The sequence below is a fragment of the Streptomyces sp. NPDC048751 genome, from assembly GCF_043198595.1.
Taxonomy (GTDB): domain Bacteria; phylum Actinomycetota; class Actinomycetes; order Streptomycetales; family Streptomycetaceae; genus Streptomyces.
Genome location: NZ_JBICUX010000027.1, coordinates 40,913 through 60,747 on the forward strand (window position 1 = coordinate 40,913; position 19,835 = coordinate 60,747).

Consider the following 19,835-nt stretch of genomic DNA (forward strand, 5'->3'; position numbering starts at 1 on the left):
GTGCAGGCACTATCGGAAAGCGCCTGCTGATTCGTCCGTCACGCACCGCGAACACGACGGCCGTTCAGTACGGCGCGAGCTGCTGCATCTCAAACCGGGAGCGGACGAGTTGGTCCGACGGGCCATCCGGTCGAGGCTGAGCGGATGCGGCGAGTTCTGGATCGGCAAGTCCAAGGCCCCTTCGCGCGGACGGAGTTCATGCATACGGGTAAAGGCAGCAGCGATCCGCCTCTGGCGGCCAGCGCCTCTTCCTACGCTGCTGGTGAGGCAGGGAACGGGGAGGTGCCATGGCGGACAGGACGGCAGACTTGCAGGAGTTGTGGCCACAGCTCCTGCAAGTCATCGAAGAGCGGATGCGGTTCGCCTGGATCCTGCTGAACCAGAACGCGAGCACGCTCTTCTACGACGGCACCACGCTGACGCTCAACATGTTCAGCCCCGGCGCATACGAAACCTTGATCAACTCGGATTGTCACCGCGTGCTCGAGGAGGCGCTCGCAGAACTTATCAATCCTCCGCCCGCCGTAGAGCTGCTGGTGCAAGGCAGGATCCCGGCTCCCCCCGACTTGCCCAGCACTGAAGGTCCCAGGCAGGTGCATACGCCCGGTTCGGTCCCGGCCACCGACACACCACCGGAACCGGACGAGACCCTGACGGCCATCTTGCATCTCGTCCTTGCCCAGACAGCGTTCCTGCTGCACGAGGACGGAAACAGCCAGGCCGCCGCCTTGCTGACGGACGTGGAAGACATCGAGCATCTCCCCAGCGACCGATCTGAGGAAGGCGATGACGTCGCCTTCATCGTGCCGCTCTATCTCGTTGCTCGCTTCACCGAGGAGGTCCTCGCCGCCATCCGGCCCCTGTTCGTCCACGTGGCGGCACGTCATGACCTGCTGGTCAACAACGTCAGCGCCATTCCGGCCCTCCCCGAGACCGGCGACGACTGGCGGCAGAGCCTCCAAGAGAAGCTGATCAACAAAACACCCCTTAGCCAGTACCCGCGGTCTCGTGCCGAGGAGGCAGCCGCCACCCCCAGCAGGGACGGTTTCGCCTTCGGCTCCCGGGAGCAGATGCTCGTCTACGAGGCGTTGAAGCGGGCGCAGGCACAGATGCCGCAGGATTCCACCATCGCCATCTTCCCTCTGCCGAGAGCCCGCGTCGGCAGCGGCAGCACCTGGGCCCCGGCCTTCCTCGTCACCGCCTCCGGCCGGGTGGGTGCCATCGAGGTCGACGAACCCCATCACCACGAACATTTCGCCGCGGCCGCCGCCCTCGACAGATCCTTGCGCAACAGCGGAATCGCCCACATCGAACGCATCCAGCTCAGGGGATTCAGCGCCGACTGCGAAGTCGACGCCTTCGTCCGGCATTTCCTCACCCGGCTGCACGAAGGCCACTGACCACAGCGCCAGCCCGGCCGATCACCGAACAGCCGAAGGCGGCCGCAGGACGTGCGGCGTCCACAGGCTGCGCTGCGGTGGGGTTCGCCAATGCCTGCCTTAAACCGACGCCTCTACTCATCCCGCGGCTCGACTCACACGAGGTGGTCCACCGTTTGAACCTCGTGCGCAGGATGGAGCGTCTCCCTTTTGCGTGACCTGCTGGTTCCAAGCTGCTGTGGTTCATCCCGAGGCGGGCCTGTCATCGGATTCCGTCGGGGGCGCGGGCCTTGAGTTCCTCGATGATCGTGCTCCAGACCGGCCTTGCCGCCTCGGGCATCTTTCTCAGCATGTCCTCCATGGAGGTGATGATCTCGCTGTGGTCCTGCTGGAAACGCAGTGACCATGAGGCCGCTTGCAGCACGTCGGAGAGCCTGGTGAGCACCGCAGCAGGGTCGGAGTGGTGCTGCAGCAGTTCTGCTGCGCAGTCCGCGCTGGCGGCAGCGTAGGCGTATGCCTGACCGTCTTCGTTGACGAACAGCCCCTGTACTACACCCTCCCGGTAGGCGTCCGGCCACCGCTGCGGGTCATCCGCGCAGGCCCGGATCCCTTCGAGACGGACGTTGAAGGTTTTTCTGGCCGTGCGCTGCCCCACGGCAACACCCAGACGGTACTGCTCAGCCTCGACGAGGCGTGGGATATTGGCTGCCTCCAGCCGAGCGGCAAGGTCGCCTTGGGAGAAGAGGCCGCTTTGAAGGTCATCCAGCAGTGGTCCCACGGCACCCAGGAGCACGGTCTTGAGCCGGGCCAGGGCCCAGCGCACCCACACCAGCGCGGCGTGGACGGATGCCTCGACGACCTCGTCCGTGATGTCGTGGACGGTGGCACGGCCGTGCCCGGTCCCGTAGTGGTTGCGTAGTTCCCGCAGCTGAACAGCCATCTTCTTCGCGGATTCGGGAATCTGGCGCACAGGATGGTTGCCGGGAATATTCGACCCGATCACGTGCTCGATGACCTTATGCGCCGCCGCGAGCACCTTCGTGTAGTCGTCGCCGTCGGGCACCACACGACCGTGGGCCACGAGCGTGACCCGGGCAACGCACTCGACAAGCTCTTTGGCCGAGCCGACGATCAGCGGACGGTCATCTGCGGCGACAGCAGCGGCAAGACGGCCGTAGGCGTCCTCGACCGCCCGCCACTGATCATGCTGGAGCCCTTCGGCCCGGGGGAGAGGCTGCTGCACCAGGTGTTGGATCACAGGTCACATTCTCCCCACGTCCGGCGGTCCATGGCCCGCCGGGCACGGTTCCCCGGCTCGCCAGTGTGGGAGGTTCATCCGCCGCCTGCCGCCCTGCGGGCTCGTTGGCCTGCCGTTGTTACCGCCGCTCAAGACGTCCTGCCGGCAGAACGTCCGGCTGCGCTGGCTGGCGTGTTGAACAGCTTCTGAAAGGTGCGAAGTTCTTCTTCGGTGAGCGCTGGGTCGCCGCTGATGGCCGTCACTGTGGTGTCCCACTCCCGGTAGCCGTCACTGCGCGGAGTGAGCAGCACGCCCACGGACGTGAGGTCGGCAAGGTCCACGTGTTCGCCGCGTTCGTGGTGGCGCAGTCGGAGCCACGCCGAGAAGGCGGCGCGGGTGTGCTCGGTCAGGGCGGAGCAGACGGCGAAGCCGAGCTGGTCCTGGTCGGGGCCGGCGAGGAAGGTGCGCATCCGCCACGCTGTGGTACCGCCTTCGGCCTTGGCCACCGCGGAGAGCGCGTCGAGAAGGAAACGGCCCAGGTCCGTGCGATAGCCAACGAGCAAGCTGTCGAGAGAGGCCAGCACCTGCTGCCAGGCTTCCTTCTCGGTGGGTCCGGTCGGGCTGGTGGCCACGTCCTCAAGCATGATGCGGACCATCGTGTGGGCCTCGTCGTCATCGCTGCCCGCCGGCGCAGCGGGCAGCAGCGGGACACTGCTCAGATGTCCGCCGCGCCGCATCCAGGACCGGGCCTCCTCGCCCGGTACCGCCTCGGCGTCCGCGGCGGCCAGCTCGTAATAGCGCTCGGGCTCCCCGCCCAGCATGGGCGCCGAGGCACCGGCCCGGTGCAGGTATCCGACGACTGCGTGGGTCGAGCGCAGCTGATTGAACAGGAACTCCCAGTCGCGCCGCAGCAGCGCGATCACCGGCGTGTTCCCCTCCTGGGCGGGAAGAGCCAACTCCTGTGGGGGATCAGGATGTTCGATGATGATGACGCCGACCCAGTCGATGGCCGGACTGTCGATACGGATGCTATGGCCCCGTCCATTGACCATCTGCACGCTCTGCGATTGCAGGCGGCGTACCGTGCCGTGGATCTGTTTGCCCGCCGCGGTCAGCTGTTTGAGGACCCAGGACGTCTCCCGCTCCACGGAGGCCGGCTCACCTTCGCGGGCCTTGATCTGCAGGACCACACCGCGCTCACCGACCACCAGCAGACCATCGCTGATCTCCCGCACACCGCGTCCTTTGCGTTCCGCGCTCGGGGCCAGCACAAAGTCGGGCAGGCCCCAGGTAGCGGCCGCATCCTTGACGGCGGTCTCCGCAGCCGTGCCCCGCCGGTCGTGGTGGCGCAGGGGGGTCGCGTGCGGGACGACCCGCTCGTACACCCCGTCAGGCGTCCTCACCATCAGCGTGAGCGTGTCGGCGTCCTGGACCCGCCCCAGGCCGATGTCCGAGGAGGCCACCGCCGCCAGTTCCTCAGCGGACCAGTGCTTCGACGAGCGCGCGGCCTCGATCCAGGCATCCGAAGCCCCGGCGTGTTCGGCAGGCAGCACACGCCGGTTGCCCGGCACCCGACTGGACAGCCACGCGAACGAGACGGCGAACCGGGTGACCGCCTCGATCACCAGCGACAGCCGCTGGTCGAAGGTGTCCTCACCGTCGGCCGGGACGAACCCCTCGGTGAAACACAGATCGACCCTGGTGCCGGCCTGCGCGTTCACAGCGCACCCGCTCTGGTAGGAGCGCAGCCGGTAGCGGGCCAGGACACGCCCCTGCTCGTCGAGCGGACCGGGCTCCGCCGCCTCCACGCTCTCGACCATCGCGGGCGCTGCGGCATGGACTTGCGGTTCGACGGGAGTCGCCCAGGCACCCATCACCGCCCCCGTATCCAGCGCTGCCTCCCACTCCAGCAGATAGCCCAGGCCGCGGCGGATCCGGTCGATGACCTCGTCGCCGTCGCTGTCCTGGAAGGGCTGGCAGTCCTTCACCATCGCCACGTGCGAGTTCAGGGTGCCGTCCATGCACGACTCAGCCAGCGATGCCCTGAACCCCTCGAGAGAATCAGCGACCGGGAAAAACCGGGGGCACTCCGGCCTGCGCAGCCGCTGCAGCGCGCTGAATGCCTCCACCGACTCCGTCACCAGTGCATCCAGACACGCCCACAGCTCCCGCACGCACCCGCGGAACAGTTCGGTCAGCTCCGCCTGACCGCCCGAGGGCCAGGCCAGCCAGGCTTCGACGAGCCCCGACCCGTCCGGATGCGTCACCACGCTCTCCTCGACGAGGCCACCCTTGAGGAGCGTGCTCCACAGCTGCGCCATCGCCGTCTTGGCCTGCTGGGCGTCGTGCAGATGCTGCCACGCCCGCGGGTAGTACTCCCTGATCACAGCACCGACCCTAACGGCGGGCACTGACACCGAGCCGTGCCCGTCGCGGTCATCACCACCCACGATGCCGGCCTGCCCGCTCAGCCTGCACGGCCGTGGCCAATCGGTCGTGGCTGCGGCCGTCGGCAAGAAGCGGCGGCCGATGTCAGTGGGGGATGCCACCATCATCCCGGTACCGAGGCGAATCGCCGCGCGGACACACACCACCAACGGTCCTGGGAGGCAGGATGGACGATGACGCACAACCAGCCAGCCTGAAGACGATCAGGCCCTCGGTGTATCTGGATCAGTGGGTGTGGGTGCGTCTGGCGAGCGCAGCGATCGGCGAACCGCGCGAGCCGACCGACCGGCAGGTGCTCGCCGCGGTACGTCAGGCCAGCGAGGCAGGTGTCGCCTTCCCCCTGTCTGCCACCCACTATCACGAGACAACCCGGATCACTCACCCCCGCCAGCGGGCAGATCTCGCCCGCACGATGGCCTCGATCTCGCATTGCCGGACTCTGTGCTCCGACAGGATCCTGCTGCGCCATCAGTTCCTTGAGGCCATGCACCTGAGCTTCGGCCGGCCGACGTTCAGACCCACACCACCCCAACCGCTGGGCATCGGGTGCGGCTGGGCGTTCGCCGGCAGGCGGCTGCAGCCGCAACTGCACACGCCATCCGGAGCCGTCGATCCAGCCTCAAGGCCGGGCATGACCGACTTCCTGCGCAGGGCCGCCCAGTTCACCGAGTACCAACTGCTGGCCGGGCCACAAGATGCCGACATCCCTACACTGCGGCAACTCGGCTACCGGCCCGAAGAAGTCGAGAAGGCAGGCCAGAGCAGAGTCGACTGGGAAATATTCTTCGCCGATCTACTGGCCGGTGATCCCGTCAGCCGCCCGGAACTGCGAGTGCGCGTCCAGGCCCGCGAAATCATCCACGAACACCACGACCTCCTTCGCGACCTGTGCGCCGAATACCGGCTGGACCTGCTGCGCGCCACCGGAGTCGATCCCGCCCGCCCCAAAGCGTCGCGACACCGCATGGTCGCTTTCGCCGACCGCATCCCCTCGGTGCGCATCGCCGTCGACCTGAAGGTGGAGCTGTTCCGCAACGCAGCCAGGACATGGAACCGCAACACGGTGAACGACATCGACGCGGTGAGCTGCGCTGTTCCCTACTGCCACGTCGTCGTCCCTGACCGGGAGATCGCTGATCTGATGGGCCGGTCGAAAGCCGGGCCGCGCAACGGCACGCACGTGCTGCGCGGGTTGCGTGACCTGCCCGACGTCCTGACCGACCTGTCCGCCCAGGCCGCGCACAGCAGCTGGGACGGCGAGGACTGGATCAGGGACGGCGAAGAGTTCTGTATGGACCTGGCAGACCTGCGCACGCATGCCACCACCACTCTCGCCAGCGGCTGACGCGTTCCGCCACCCGGGCAGGCACCTCCGCCAAGGCAAACGCACGTGACAGGAGCCCAAGGATGCTGCTGGCCGCCGACGGCGAGGACAGCGCCAGCACGGCTCCTCACGGGGTCGAGCAGCAGTACGGGGCAGTGAGCGGGCCCTCTCATGCCCGTGCGTCAGCCGCCGACATCGACGGCTTCCAGCAGCTCCGGGGTGATGTCCTCGATGCCATCCTCGATGGCTGTGACGGCTGCCTGGCAGATGAGCTGGGACAGCAGTCTGAGGTAACCGCCGGTGCGCAGGTGCAGGTACTTAGCTTCACGGACCAGTGCGTGGGGGGAGAGCCCATGCAGACAGAGAGCCTCCTCAAAGCCGCGCACGACGCTGGGCCAGGCATCCTGGTCGCCCTCGCACAGCGGGATGGGGTCGAGCCAGGTCACCGGGAGTCGGCTGGGATCCGCCTGAGGGAGAACCTTGTGCTCCTTGCCGTCTTCACCGGTGATGATCGGCGCCCGCAGACTCAGGCCCTGGTGCGCCTCGCTGAGACCATCCGCCTTCACACGGGCCGCCCGCACGATCTCGCGGGCACCGGTGCCACAGAAGATGGTCGTGATGCCGAGTTCCTCGCGCAGGCGGTCGAAGTAGTGCAGCACCGGGACGAGTTGATCCGGGTGCACCCGCTGCATGCCGTCCACGAGCAGCAGTTGGGTCCAGCGCCGCTCCAGGACGTGCCACACGGACTGAGAAAGATCGGGCGTGCGCCTGGGCTGACGCACCTCGTCCTCGGTCAGCGGCGCCGGAGCCAGTCCCAGGAACTCAGCGATCGCCCATACCCAGTTCGCGAGGTTGTCCGCATCCTGCGGGGCCATGATGTGCACGACGGGGATCCGGTCGCCATGCACTTCCTCGATGCTGCTCTGGAACTCCCGGCCGATGGCCCGCAGTAGGAAGGTCTTGCCGGTGCCGGGGGGCCCGTCGATCACCCGGTCCATCAGCCCCTCGCGCCGGTTGCGGTTGACCAGCAGCAACCGGTGCGCCTTCAACAATGCCGCATCGAAGGCGGGATTCGGCACCACCAGCAGATGCCCGTGATAGCGCAGACGGGCGTCGTCGGAGGTGACTGGAGTGCCGAGCGGAGCGGAGTCCGCGAGGTCCGGGCGCTTGATCATCTCGTGGACATAGGCGTCCCAGCCCTGCAGAGTGAAGATCCAGCGGGGCGCCATCGGCGCTGCCCGCGCATGATCCAGGACCTGTCGCTCCCGCTCGGCGCGCGCGGCGGAGCGTGCGGAGGTAGATGTGGCCACAATGTCCTCCTCGGGAACGGTGCGGGCCAACATGCCCTCATCGGGCACGGTCGGGTAGGCAGGTGAATCTCACTAAGCGTTTGCGTCGTCTGCCGGTGGTGGCCGGTGGATCTCGCGGCCGGCGATGGGCAGGGCCGGGTAGGCGGTGACCGCCTCGAGGTCGATGGACACTCCCGCATACGGGTCCACCACCGGCTCCGGCTCGGCGCTCACCTCCAGCCCCTGGAACGGGATCCTGGGAGCGTTCCTCTGCGCCTTGCTGGGGCCCTGGCGCAGCGAACGGCGCAGCGCCCGCACCGCCTTGACGATCGCCAACTGGTCCTCCTTGCGGCCTTCGTTGTCCACGACCTCAGCGGTGGCTCGCTCCCACAGGTCCTGCGTCCACCCGTCCTCGAGCAGACCCCGGTAGATGAACTCCACCTCAATCCACTCCTGCGAATACAGGTGGTCGAAGAGGTAGGCCACTTCGGGGTGATAGGGGTTGTAGCGGGCTTTGAACCGGTCATGATGCTCGTTGATCCCGGACCGCTGCTCGATCAGCAGCCGCATCCGCCGGTCCGAACTCTGATAGGTGCGGTTCTCGATCGTGATGCCCTTGTCGCTGATCTTCACCCAGGCCGGGATCAGCAACTCGCGTGCCTCGGCTGCGGTGATCGGCCGCGGCCGGTAGCCCGCCATGGGCATCAGCTGCGCGTACATCTCGTTCGGCGACAGAATCAGACCCGGCGTGAACGGACTGCGCAGCCCCTTGTGCGGCGTCTGCTGGTAGTCGAGGGCGACCCACTGCTCGGCCAGATCCTGCAGCGTGTTGATCGGATACAGGGGGCCCTTGTCAATCCCCAGCCCGCGGTGGGCGAAACCCTTGCCGGTCCAGCCCACCACGTGCTGGCTGAACCGGCTGCCCAGGGTGCGGAAGAACCGTTCCTTGATCGGCTTGTCGGTCGGGGTGTCCTTGCGTGCGTACACGATGGTGATGTCGAGCATCTCGCACACGTACTTGAAGTGTTCGCTCAGGTAGGGGCTGCCCTGGTCGATGATCACGGTGCGGGGATGGATGACCGGACGTGCGGCAACCGCGCGGGTGAACCGTTCGTCCGCGTCCCGCAGATCCTCATACGGCAGCGCCGAGTTGGCGGCCAGCGCCAATGGATCCCAGTGCGGACGCCAGGCGAGCGGGGCAAAGCACTGCGCCAGCAGCAGCACCAGGTCGTAGGCGCGGGTTGCCCGGCCTCCGATCCGTTTGCCCGGCGAGCCTTCTCCGGTGACCACCGGGACGACCATCACCGCGCAGTTGGACCGGGACGCCACGTCGATCGCCGAGGTCAGCTCGGCAGAGATGACGTGGCCGTCGTCCCCGATCGCCTTCACCTTCAGCGGTGAGGTGTCGATCTGCACCACCTCGCCCGGCCGCCGGGCGTGAGAGGGCCGGTAGGGAGGAGGCGGTTTGCTCGCCCGCTGCGCGCGCCGCTTCGTGGGGGCAGCCAGGTACTCGGTGAGCCCGGTGTCCTCCATCCGCCGGTAGAACGTGGCCCGTTTCAGCAGCAGCCGCTGCACCTCCTGCGGATCCTCCAGTTCTGTCCTGAAGCGGTCCTGGACGACATCCAGCACCTCCTCCCAGATGGTCTGGATGTCCACCCCTGAGCCGCGGCCATGGCTCATCACCACTTCCCGCATGGTCTCGATGACCCGCGCGTCTGTGCGATGCCCGCTCTCGCGGGGGCGCCGTTCGACCAGAACCAGCGGATTCTCGCCCGCCCGTTTCCACTTCAGCCGCATCGACTCCAGCGTCTTGGCGCTGATCTCCGTGCCTGCGGCTGCCAACTCCCGTGACTTGCAGGAGTAACGCTCGGCCAGTGTCGTTGCGCCCGGCTCGTATCCGGGACGGGCCTGACTGCTGCCCGGCAGCAGGCCGGTGTCGAGCTCCTTCATGTGCCGATGCCACCGTTTGGCCTCCTTGCGCTGGGCCTTGGACGGCGGATCATCCACCGCGGGCAGCGGGGCGCACGCAACGGGACAGCCGTCACCATCCAGGACGGCGAAGCCCGGCGCGGAGACCATCGCCGCGTACAGCACCTCCACTGGACTGGACGTCTCCTCGTCCAGGAGCACCACATTCGCCCCCTGAAACGCCACCACCTGGTGGGCCCTGTGCAGCCACGGCACCCGGTCACCCAGGCGCACCTGCCCCGGTGTGAACGCAGACGGCCCGCTCATGCCGCCACATCGGCACGCCACGCCGTCGCCCGGGGCATCAGGGGCCGGTCCCAGTGGATCTCCAGACGGCGCTGCCACACCAGCCGGTACACCAGATCAAGCGCCGCGGCGTACGGCACGCCACTGGCCCGCGCCCCCTCACCGATGGGGCGTTCGCGGCGAAAGGCCTCCTCGACCGCCTCCCGCTCCGCGTCCGGCACCCGCACCGCCTGCCGATAGTCGGCCACCCACTCCAGATTGTCCAGGCGCATCCCCTCCGGCACGCGCCGCACCCGCACCTGCCAGCCGGCCGCCACAGCGACCCGGCCTACGGCCTCAAGGTCCTCCTGCCACTGCGGACCGCCCTTCTCAGGCTCCACCAGCACGACCTGACGTGCTCCGGCGAGCGTGCGCACCACGAAATCCGGACGCCAGCGCCGTCTGCCCTGCCCGCCCTGCCAATGCAGCTCCACCGGCTCGCCGCCGATCCAGGCGACCTCAGGATCGAAGTCCAGTTCCAGCGCCACCCGGCGGCGCCGCAAGGAACCGCACACCACATGCCCGCCCGTCGTGGCACACCACCAGTGGGACAGCTTCCCGGGACGGCCGTGAAAGGCCACCGGTTCACTCGGCGGACGCCGTTCTTCCACCCTCACCCCCACCAGACCAGCGGGGGGAGTGGACACCAACTGGCCGCGGTCATCCAGATGGCACACCCGCACGTCGTCCATGGCGCCCTCCCGTCCGTTCCAAGATGGGTGCCAGCGGGCGGCGGGCAACCGGCCACCTGACAGATGTCCTCCGAAAGAGGGGCACGCCCTTGACAGATCCGTGGCAGCGGCCCTTCGCCTGGGCCTGCTGCCCCCCGGCCCCGGCTGCCGCAGGGACCCAGGGGGATCTCCTGCAGAGCGCGGCACCCCCGGCAGTCGCAGCCCAACCGGCTATCCGGCGCCGAGGGCGCCGACGACCGTGCTTCCCGCCGGGGCGCACGCGCTGTGGGGACAGCCGCGCCGGTTGCTCCTTGTGCCGCACCAGCCAATCCGCCTCGGCAGGGCGCAGCCGCCGGGGTAACTGTGGGTAAGTGCTGCAGAGATGCCAGAGCACAAGCCGCCTGGCTTCATCCGGCCCGATCCGTCACTAGGGGGAGGCCGCACGCGCCGTCTGGCCTGGGAGTGTTGCTGCTGTGGCCTCTCGCCGGAGGAGATGGATGGGGCGGGGAAAGCCACTGAGAGAGACGTGTTGCACGGAACACCAGTGCTCTCTGCTGCCCCTGTGAACACGCTGTGCATCCAGACGATTACTACGACGGATGTACGAGATCCGCCACAGAAGCATGAAAGCGCTGAACGCCACCCTCGCCGCGAGCCGTAAGTGCCTTTAAAGTGCCACTACGGGCTCACGAATTTCACGGGGGGAACATGACGTCACCTGTCATCCGATGCAGAGACAGAAGGCCGATGCTTCCGGACCCGAACGTTCGCCACCTCAAACGCTCGCCGATCGAACTGGTGGTCTTCGAGCTTTTGCTCCCGCCTGGCCTCGAGCCCCTAGGCGCTGCACAGATCCTGGAGCTGAAGGAAGCCGTCGCATCCCACGGATGGGCAGCGACCCGGTTCGAGTCCGCCTTCCGTCGCAACCTGAAGCTGAAACTCGAGCCAGGGGAAATGCTCGCGGATGAGGCCAGAGGGTGGACGCTGATCGGGCAAGAGGACCCGCCGGTGACCGCCTCAATCTTCCCCACCGTCGTCAACATCCAGGCCAACAGGTACAGCTCCTGGCGCCACTCGCTCCGGCAGACCTTCGAGGCAGTGATCACTGCCATGCATGAGGTGATGAAGCCCCCCGCTGTCCAGCGGATCGGCCTGCGCTATATCAACCGCCTCGTCGACCCTGAGGCACAGAACGCCGATCACTGGCGCGGCAAGGTCGTCGATGAACTCCTGGGCGCGGCGTTGCATCCCGTTCTCGGGCCGGCCCTCGCGGGAAGCCAGCAGCAGCTGGACCTGGCATGGGAGGGGGGCGTCACCGGAGTGATCAGGCACGGAGCATTCAAAGACGGCGCCGTGTCGAACTCGTTCAGCTACCTGCTCGACATTGATATCTCCGACGCGAATGGCGGTAATTTCACTCCCGCGCGGGTACTCTCTGTAGTGGACGGACTACAGTTGATGGCCGTGTCCGTGTTCCAGCAGTCTCTGACTGAGCGGTATCTCGAAGTTCTACGGGGGGAGAACTGATGCCTTTGACGTCCCCTCTTGCGCGCGGCAAAACTCTGCGGCGCCCGAGGGCAGAACACGAGTCCGCTCTGGTCACACGACGCACCGACGTGGAGATCTCCCGGATCATCGATCCGGTCCTCAGGGACACCCTGATCGCATTCGAGGCACGTCTGAGCGTCGTCGGAGGCCCTTCACTACCGCTGTACTCACGCACGGTCTGGCCCCTTGATGCCGTCATGATCGCGCTCTCCCAGGAACTCCAGCCATCCCCCCTGCGCTCCACCGGGATGGGCTGGCTGGGCAGCACCCGCACCAGGTCCCGTTCGGTGCAGGTGGTCCTCAGGGCGGTCGCAGAACTGCAGGATCTGCTGGGCTTCACGCAGCAGGAGGTCCTGCAGGCAGCAGGGGTGAGCAAGAGGACCTTCCAGAACTGGCGCAAGGGAAGCGTCGAGCACGTGCGGCCAGCCAGCATCGGCCGGCTGTGGGAGCTCTACGCGCTGGTCCAGGACCTGACCGAAATCAAGGGCATCAGCGGTCTGCAGCACTGGCTGGCCCAGGACAAGACCCGGAAGAAGGGACTGAGGGAGGGAAGGTTCGACCCCCTCATGCTGCAAGCCTCCGCTCCCGACCCCACGAAGACCTCGGCTCCCCTCATGCGGGTTGAAACGGCAGAGGTGGAAGCGGAACCCAGGATCTTCGTCGATCCACACGAGATGGACGACCTGGAGATCGACGCCGATGATGTTGTGGAGCCGCCAGAGTGAATCTGGAAGCACTGATCGACAAGGACGAGTGGTCTGAGGACATCGACCAGTCCTTAGATCGGTTCCATCAAGGCCACTTGATCCGCAACATCCCGCTGTTCTACGCGGGCAGTCCCACCGCGCCGATCACCGTCAGCACCAAGAAGGTCGCAGAGGCCGCGAGACGGGCCGGCGGCGACGTCCCCGATCTGAAAGTCATATCCCTGCCCAAGGCGAAGCGCTATCCGTTCGCGGTGATCACATCGGCAACCTGCGACATCGCAGAGGCAGGTACCCCCAAGAACCCCTTCATCCAGGTGGCGCCCGTCTTCGATATCGGTCCCAGTCTCAAAAACGGTGAAGCCAACTTGATCCGCGCAGGCAGGTACGGGGACTTCGTGTACCTGACGAAACCACCCAGACCCACCGGTGTCTGGGTGGTCGACCTGCGTGTGGTCTTCCCGGTCGAGAAGGGCGCCCTGCGCGATCGCAAGCCGCTCGAAGGATTTGCCACCGAGGCCGACCGCCTCCGTTTCGCCAGACGCCTGGGCAAGCGCGTCATGCGGCCGGCGCTGGCAGACATCGTGCACACCCAGATCGTTGCCGAACTCGATCGGTGGATCAAGGACGACGAACGGGAGGCCGCACAGAGCGCTCCCAAGGTCCTACGCGGAGGGCTGGCGCGCTTCGCTGATGTCAAACGGGTAGCCCTTCGTTTCGAAGGCGACCGTCTTGAGCCGGAGTGGGTCCAGGTCGTCGTCTTCCAGGACACTCCGCTGAGCACGCCGGACAAGCTCCATTGGCGGAACTGGCGCAGCAAAACAGAAAAGAAGCTCCGCAAGCACGGCATCCGCCTGCAGCCGGTGGCCTTCACCTCCCTGGCCGAGATGTCAGTCGCTGAGTACGAAGGCCTGGTCGAAGTCGTGGTTTCCGGCCTGGGACGCGAGACGTACTACTGACCACTGGATACAGCGGCAGCTCATGACAGGACGCCACACCCCCATGCTGCTCAACGGCTCGCGTTCATCGCACCGCGGGCTGGCCGCAGACCCACCCCGCCAGGTCAAGGCAACCTGCCGCCAGGAAGCTGCAGCAAAATTCATGCTGCGGGCATGCACGAGCGCTGCTCAAGCGAGCCCGTGCGGGATGCGATCCGGTTGTGCCGCTCCGCCAGCGGGAGCCAGCGCCGTCCTGCCATGGCAGCCTTGCCACCAGTTGCAGCGGGACTGCTGTGGCGTTCCAGCCACTGCAGCAGCGCGGTCTTGCCCGCGGCGAAGTCGACATCCCACAGGTCCGCTTGATGCTGCACTCGCACCAGCCACCTGCCCCGGTCCTGCGGCGTGCGCAACCCGGCCTGCTCGAATCGCAGCATCAGCCAGGCCAGCTTGACCGCCTCAGGGAAGACGACCAGCGGAACAGCACGCGCCGAACGGGCCTCCAGCCCCGCCGCCCAGGCACGCTGCACCCACACCAGCGTGTCAGGCGCATATCTCCACCACCGGTACATGACCTGGCAGGCATCGGCGAACAACTCCTCGCCGGCCGCCTTGAACCTGCTCCGCAGACGCAGCCTGTCTTGATGCGCTGCAACACACGCTGGTAGCGCGGCCACCGACACGATCTCCGGATCGGTGCTGCGCGAGTCATCCGTCCACCGCAGGTGCCGGCCGCACAGCTGCCAACCGTCCGCCGACATCAGCCAAACCCGCTCACCGACCTGCCGCCGGTGCCCGCATGACGTGCACCACGGCACCAGATGCCCGCCCTCCGCTTCCCAAGGCCACTGCCACATGGCTGGCCCCGTACCGGGCAGCAGCAGGTCATCCGCCAGTGACGGCAGAGCCCACTGAAGCAGCCCCACCTCCAGACCCGAGAGCACCGACAGATAGGTGCGGCCCGCCGCGTTCATCTTCATCTCGGTGTACTGCGGATACTTCTCCACCTGCTCCGGATCCTGGGATGCCTCACCCTGGCCGACACGCTCGAGGAACGACGCCAGGTTCAGCCCGTTGGCCCGTCCCAACCGACGCACGAACGATCCGGTCGACTCACCGCCCATCGGCCGCACCTGCACCGGCAGCGGACGGCTCGGCCCCAACAACCCCGTCAAGTCCACGGGCACCTCCCTGCCGCAGCACGCCTCACCAGGACGTTCGTGCCGCTTCGCACAGGTCGTCAAGTCCCGGCCACACCTTCGAGTGAACCTGCCCGGACTCGGTCCCCGGCACTTCGAAAACCTCATCACCCTCAGGGCGAGGACTGCCATGACACCCGGGGAGGACAACGCGTGGCAACCCTGACCCTCAACGGACTCAAGACACCGCTGTACGGTCACCAGGACATGGCCGTGGGCGCCATCGTCACCAGCTTCGACGAAGGCGCCACCCGCGTCACCAGCACCATGGCCACCGGTTCCGGCAAGACCCACGTAGCTCTCCACGCAGTTCAGGAGACCGCCCCCCGGGGGCGGGCCCTCGTCCTGGTGCCCTCGCAGGCACTGCTGGAACAGACCGCGGAAACCTGGCATAGGGAGGGACGTATCGGCCGCTACCTGGGCGTCTGCTCGCCCGATGAGGCCCTCAGTCGTGCCCTGGCCAAGACGCTGATGGTGGTGAACACGCCCGAGAGTATCGCCGAGGCCGCCGCAGACATCGACGGCCCGCTCAACGTGTTCTGCACCTACCAGTCGCTGTTCAAAATCGTCCAGGCACACGCCGATTACCACCTGCCGGACTGGGACGTCGTCATCGCCGACGAGGCCCACCACACCGCAGGCCGCCTCGATAAAGCCTGGGGCGCCGTCCACGACAACGACGCGCTGCCCGCCCGTCACCGTCTCTACATGACCGCCACGTTCCGCAAGTTCGACCACAGAAAGAATCCGGGCGGCGGACCCGACATCGAAATCGCCTCCATGGACGACCAGAGCCTGTACGGGCCCGTCGTCTACCGCCTCTCCATGGCCGAAGCCATCCAGCAAGGCCTGCTCGCCGACTACCGCATCGCCGTCATCACGATCACCGACAAAGATCTACGCCACAGCCTGCGAGGCGGCGTCACCAGCTACACAGGCGAAGCACTGCGGACTGCCGCCGCCCAGATCGCTCTCCTGGTGGCACAAAAACGCTACGACCTCAGGCGCACCCTCACCTTCCACCCCTGCATCGCGGCCGCCGAAGTCTGCGCCGAAACACTCCCGCAGACCGCCGCCCGCATGCCCGGCTACGACGTGTCGCGGCTCCAGGTCAACACCGTCAACTCCAAACAGAACTCCTTCGTCCGCTACCAGAACTACGAAGCCTTCCGCAGCGCCCCGCTCTCCACCAACCCCTCCGACACCCAGCCGCGCCGCGCCGTGTTGACCAACTGCCGCTGCTGCGCCGAAGGCATCGACATCCCCGCCATCGACTCCCTCCTGTTCGCCCACCCCAAGACCAGCACGATCGACATCGTCCAGGCCGTCGGCCGCACCCTGCGCCAGACCCCCGGCGACGGCAAGATCTCCACCATCATCATCCCCATCTACACCGCACCAGGAGAGGACATCGGACAGGCCACCCGGCGCACCCGATTCCACCTGATCTATCAAGTCCTCATCGAACTCAGCGTCTACGACGAGCATGTCTTCGAGCGCGTCGAATACCTCACCGGGGACGGCGAGCCAACCGAGCCCGAACTCGCAGTCCACCCCATCCGCGTCGACGAAATCCTCGCCGTCCTGGGCCTCAACCACGTCGATGCCCCCAACCAGGTCTGGGAGATGGGCTTCGAACAGGCCCAGCGCTACCACACCGAACACGGCAACCTCGACGTCGCCAGCCGGCACCTGACTTCCGACCGTTTCTACCTGGGCTGGTGGCTCGGCAAGCAGCGCACCCTACGCACCAACCGCATGCTCCTGCCCGACCGCATCAAACGCCTGACCGCACTCGGCATGACCTGGCAGCACTCGCCCCGCAGCATCGAATACAAACTCGATATCGCTCGCGACTACACCGCCCAGCACGGCCACCTCGCACCCCGCGCCAACGAACACCACGCAGGCACCGCCCTGGGCCGCCATGTCGCCGACTGGCGCCGGGAAGCCCGCCAACGCGCTCTCCCGGACTGCTATCACCGGGCCCTCAACGACATCTATCCCTGGTGGGCTGCCAGATGGAAAGACGAGTGGAAACGCACCTACGCCAAGGCCCTCAAGGCGGCCCGAGGCGGCGACCTCGCCTTTCCCGACCTCAGCCCCGACAGCGACGACGGCCCCCTCACCCGCTGGCTCGACCACCAGATCGACCACCTCGGCAGCCTCACCGACATGCAGCACAACCTCCTCGGCGCCCTACCGCTTCACCATCCCCTCGCCCTCCTCCTGCGCCGGCCCTACGGCCCGTCTGGCTGGGCATTCGCCCGCGGCCTGCGCGCCGCCCGCATCTTCTGGCGCTCCCATCAGCACCTCAATGTTCCCCGCAGTTACCCCTGCATCATCGACGGCCATCCCCTCGACCTGGGTCGCTGGATCAGGGAGCGGCGCCGCGACCCCGCCCAGCACACCCGTGAACAACTCGACGCTCTGGAAGCCCTCGACATGCGATGGACGTGACCGATCCGCCGTTCGCCCCCTCTGTCAGTCCAGCCCCACCACATGGCCAGCCGCACCGGCGCCACCGCGCTGTGCTCGTCCTCCCGCCGTCATCCGACTCCCTCTGCCGACACACCTCGCTCCCATAGCTCAAGGGCCCTGTCGACAGCCCCGTCGGCCCCAGGACCGGCAAGGCGGCCGCTGCCGCCAGGCTGGTGGCATCCCCTCAACTCCACTCGTCATGTGTGTGTTTCACGTGTGATCCAATGTGTGTTTCGTGTAGGATGCGAGCGGAGGTGGCTCTCGTGTCCCATGAGCAGAACGGGCTCTTCGCATCGGTCGATGCCCTGCTGGAGCAGGCGGCGGCATCGGATGCCCTGCCGGTTCCCGCCGAACGCAAACGACTGCGCGAGGCTGCAGGCCTGAGCCAGGACCAAGTCGCGAGGGCGCTGGACGTGCGACGTGAGACAGTGACCGGGTGGGAGGCGGGCCGCACCGAGCCGCGCCCTCCCAAGCGGGCCGCCTACATTCGCCTCCTCGACGGCCTCGCTGACCGCTTCCCCGCCCCTGCGGCGTCCTCGGGGGCGGCGCCAGGGCCGCGTACCGGCCCGCCTGTCATCACGCAGCCACAGCGGCCCGCACTGCCCGTGCCCACAACAGGTCCCGCGACCCCGATCCGGCCGCCCGTGACGGCACCCCGGCCGGCCGCCCAGAAGGCCGGGGCAGTGCCCGCGGCGGACGCACGCTTTGCCCACGGGCCGCTCGCCGTCGTGGACGGCGACGGCACGGCCTACGGTGCGGGCGGTCTGGTGCTCGACTGCCCGCTCACCGACCTTCCGGCGCTGGTCGACTGGGCGCTGGGCGAGGCGAAACTGGGCGCTGCACGCCTGCACCGCTCGGGCAAGGACGCCGACCCGCTGATCGTGCTGACCGTCTCCGCCGTCCAGCGCCTCGGCCTGCCGGCCGTACTGGAAGACCGGCGCGGCCTACGCCTGCCCGACGACCATCCCGTGCTCAAACAACTCGCCAAAGCCCAGTGGAAGTTGACGAAGCGAGGCTTCGGCCCATGGGCGCGGGTCTACCGCACGGCCGATAGCACACGCCGCCAGTGCGTGCAGTTCGCCGTCGTCCCATGGGGCGCGCTCGACACCCGCTCCTGGGGGAGTGCACACCAGCTGCAGCCGGCCGAACTCGCCCGCCTGCTGGGAACCTACGCCACCCGCGTACTCACGCCGTGCGGCTCCACTGCCGTCACCGGCCTGGAACTGATGACCGCGCTGCGCCCGCCGACCCGCGCGGTCAAGGACCCCGCCACCGGTAACTGGGTGTCCGGTGCGATGCCCGGCTCGCTGAGCGAAGCAGTTGAGTGCGCACCGCCCGAGGCCCCCGACGGACACCCGGCCGTCGCCGCCCTGTATCCCCGCTTCCACCAGCGCACCCCCGACCAGGTGCTGGACGAAGAGGCCTACCAGTGGGCCCGGCCACTGACGGACGAGGAATGCATGAAGCCCTACGTGGTCGGCATCGACGTCAACATGGCCTTCGCCGCGGCCGCCAACCGGCTGACCGTCGGCCTGTCCGCCCCCGTCCACGTCCACCGCCCGGTCTTCGACGCGAAACTGCCCGGCTCCTGGCTGGCCGACCTCTCTCACATCACCTTCGACGAACGCCTGCCCAGCCCGTTCACCCCTCACGGCGAACGCCCCACAGGCCCGGCCTGGTACGCCACCCCGACCCTCGCCTACGCAGCAGAACTCGGCTACCAGATCACTCCTTTGGAGGCGTACCTGCGCTATGAGCACGGCCCCTACCTCGACGCCTGGTACACCCGGCTGCGGGACGCCTACATCGCCACGATGGCCGACCTCGGCATCACCCCCGGCATGCCCGACGAGCAGTTCCTGGCCGCTATGGTCGGCCACCAGCACACCGATCCCGTCCTTGCCGCCGTGCTCAGCGCCATCAAGGCCACCGTCAAGGGCGGCATCGGCAAACTGCGCGAGCGGGCCCGCAGCGGCGGCTGGCGGCCGGGCGAGCCCTGGCCCGCCCTCGCCCGCCCGACCTGGCGCCCCGACATCCGCGCCGCGGTCATCGCCAACGCCCGGGTCAACATGCACCGCAAGATGCTCAAGCTTGCCCACCACGCGGATCTGTACCCGGTCGCGATCCTCTCCGACTGCGCCGTGTACGCCTCCGACGGGCCAAGCCCGCTCGACTTCCTGCCCTACCAGGACGGCAAGCCCCTGCCCGGCGGCTTCCGGCTCGGAGTTTCACCCGGAATGGTCAAACACGAGGGCACCCAGAGTGTGCTGTGGGCCGAAGGACTTCTGGAAGAACATGGTCCGGACGTGAACATCGCCCGGCACATCAAATCCGGCATCGTCTCCGGCCAGGACGAAGGGGAGTAGG

General features: G+C 67.5%; 13 protein-coding genes. 7 read left to right on the top strand and 6 right to left on the bottom strand.

What is annotated here, in order from left to right; genetic code table 11:
• The first annotated feature begins 287 nt into the window (after positions 1–287).
• On the top strand, positions 288–1,400 hold the full coding sequence (locus tag ACGFNV_RS44435; protein ID WP_393631121.1) for a hypothetical protein: 1,113 nt from the start codon (positions 288–290) through the stop codon (positions 1,398–1,400).
• 241 nt (positions 1,401–1,641) lie between these two features.
• Here the strand turns inward: ACGFNV_RS44435 and ACGFNV_RS44440 are convergent, their stop codons facing one another.
• Complete coding sequence (locus tag ACGFNV_RS44440) at positions 1,642–2,637, bottom strand: abortive infection family protein (protein WP_393631122.1); 996 nt, start codon at positions 2,635–2,637, stop codon at positions 1,642–1,644.
• 128 nt (positions 2,638–2,765) lie between these two features.
• On the bottom strand, positions 2,766–5,003 hold the full coding sequence (locus tag ACGFNV_RS44445; protein WP_393631124.1) for a hypothetical protein: 2,238 nt from the start codon (positions 5,001–5,003) through the stop codon (positions 2,766–2,768).
• A 227-nt stretch (positions 5,004–5,230) separates the two neighbouring features.
• Between ACGFNV_RS44445 and ACGFNV_RS44450 the strand changes: the two genes are divergently transcribed.
• Positions 5,231–6,409 carry a hypothetical protein gene (locus ACGFNV_RS44450; RefSeq protein WP_393631126.1) on the top strand — a complete coding sequence of 393 codons (1,179 nt, stop codon included), beginning with the start codon at positions 5,231–5,233 and terminating at the stop codon, positions 6,407–6,409.
• A 161-nt stretch (positions 6,410–6,570) separates the two neighbouring features.
• On the opposite strand, the gene ACGFNV_RS44455 is transcribed toward ACGFNV_RS44450, so the two are convergent.
• Genes ACGFNV_RS44455 through ACGFNV_RS44465 form a run of 3 tightly spaced genes read right to left on the bottom strand, consistent with a single transcriptional unit; the run spans position 6,571 to position 10,622 of the window.
• Positions 6,571–7,731, bottom strand: coding sequence for an ATP-binding protein (locus ACGFNV_RS44455; protein WP_393631127.1), 1,161 nt, complete (start codon positions 7,729–7,731; stop codon positions 6,571–6,573).
• A gap of 39 nt (positions 7,732–7,770) precedes the next feature.
• Entirely contained in the window at positions 7,771–9,912 is a 2,142-nt protein-coding gene (locus ACGFNV_RS44460; protein ID WP_393631129.1) for a transposase, read from the bottom strand.
• Positions 9,909–10,622: a TnsA-like heteromeric transposase endonuclease subunit gene (locus tag ACGFNV_RS44465; protein ID WP_393631130.1), complete on the bottom strand. Its 714-nt coding sequence runs from the start codon at positions 10,620–10,622 to the stop codon at positions 9,909–9,911. The genes ACGFNV_RS44460 and ACGFNV_RS44465 overlap by 4 nt, the downstream gene beginning before the upstream one ends.
• Positions 10,623–11,348: 726 nt before the next feature.
• On the opposite strand from ACGFNV_RS44465, the gene ACGFNV_RS44470 reads away from it, so the two are divergent.
• From ACGFNV_RS44470 to ACGFNV_RS44480, 3 genes are all read left to right on the top strand, one after another.
• Positions 11,349–12,128, top strand: coding sequence for a TIGR04255 family protein (locus tag ACGFNV_RS44470; protein ID WP_393631132.1), 780 nt, complete (start codon positions 11,349–11,351; stop codon positions 12,126–12,128).
• 89 nt (positions 12,129–12,217) lie between these two features.
• Positions 12,218–12,874, top strand: a complete 657-nt coding sequence (locus tag ACGFNV_RS44475; protein WP_393631134.1) for an antitoxin Xre-like helix-turn-helix domain-containing protein — start codon at positions 12,218–12,220, stop codon at positions 12,872–12,874.
• The gene (locus tag ACGFNV_RS44480; RefSeq protein ID WP_393631136.1) at positions 12,871–13,812 is read left to right on the top strand and encodes a hypothetical protein; all 942 of its coding nucleotides are present in this window, start codon (positions 12,871–12,873) and stop codon (positions 13,810–13,812) included. Before ACGFNV_RS44475 ends, ACGFNV_RS44480 begins: the two co-directional genes overlap by 4 nt.
• Positions 13,813–13,952: 140 nt before the next feature.
• Here ACGFNV_RS44480 and ACGFNV_RS44485 read toward each other — a convergent pair whose 3' ends face one another.
• Positions 13,953–14,969, bottom strand: coding sequence for a TniQ family protein (locus ACGFNV_RS44485; protein WP_393631137.1), 1,017 nt, complete (start codon positions 14,967–14,969; stop codon positions 13,953–13,955).
• Between the two features lie 171 nt (positions 14,970–15,140).
• Here ACGFNV_RS44485 and ACGFNV_RS44490 point away from each other — a divergent pair, with 171 nt between their 5' ends.
• Both ACGFNV_RS44490 and tap read left to right on the top strand, forming a co-directional pair.
• Positions 15,141–17,447, top strand: coding sequence for a Helicase associated domain protein (locus tag ACGFNV_RS44490; RefSeq protein WP_393631139.1), 2,307 nt, complete (start codon positions 15,141–15,143; stop codon positions 17,445–17,447).
• A 263-nt stretch (positions 17,448–17,710) separates the two neighbouring features.
• A complete protein-coding gene (gene tap / locus ACGFNV_RS44495) occupies positions 17,711–19,834 on the top strand; it encodes a telomere-associated protein Tap (RefSeq protein ID WP_393631140.1) in 2,124 nt (707 codons plus the stop codon).
• Position 19,835 lies beyond the last annotated feature (1 nt).

Bases quoted from the DNA above. Each gene is read 5' to 3' on its own strand.
- ACGFNV_RS44435 (WP_393631121.1), top strand. From the start codon at position 288: ATGGCGGACAGGACGGCAGACTTGCAGGAGTTGTGGCCACAGCTCCTG.
- ACGFNV_RS44450 (WP_393631126.1), top strand. From the start codon at position 5,231: ATGGACGATGACGCACAACCAGCCAGCCTGAAGACGATCAGGCCCTCG.
- ACGFNV_RS44455 (WP_393631127.1), bottom strand. From the start codon at position 7,731: ATGTTGGCCCGCACCGTTCCCGAGGAGGACATTGTGGCCACATCTACC.
- ACGFNV_RS44460 (WP_393631129.1), bottom strand. From the start codon at position 9,912: ATGAGCGGGCCGTCTGCGTTCACACCGGGGCAGGTGCGCCTGGGTGAC.
- ACGFNV_RS44465 (WP_393631130.1), bottom strand. From the start codon at position 10,622: ATGGACGACGTGCGGGTGTGCCATCTGGATGACCGCGGCCAGTTGGTG.
- ACGFNV_RS44470 (WP_393631132.1), top strand. From the start codon at position 11,349: ATGCTTCCGGACCCGAACGTTCGCCACCTCAAACGCTCGCCGATCGAA.
- tap (WP_393631140.1), top strand. From the start codon at position 17,711: ATGCGAGCGGAGGTGGCTCTCGTGTCCCATGAGCAGAACGGGCTCTTC.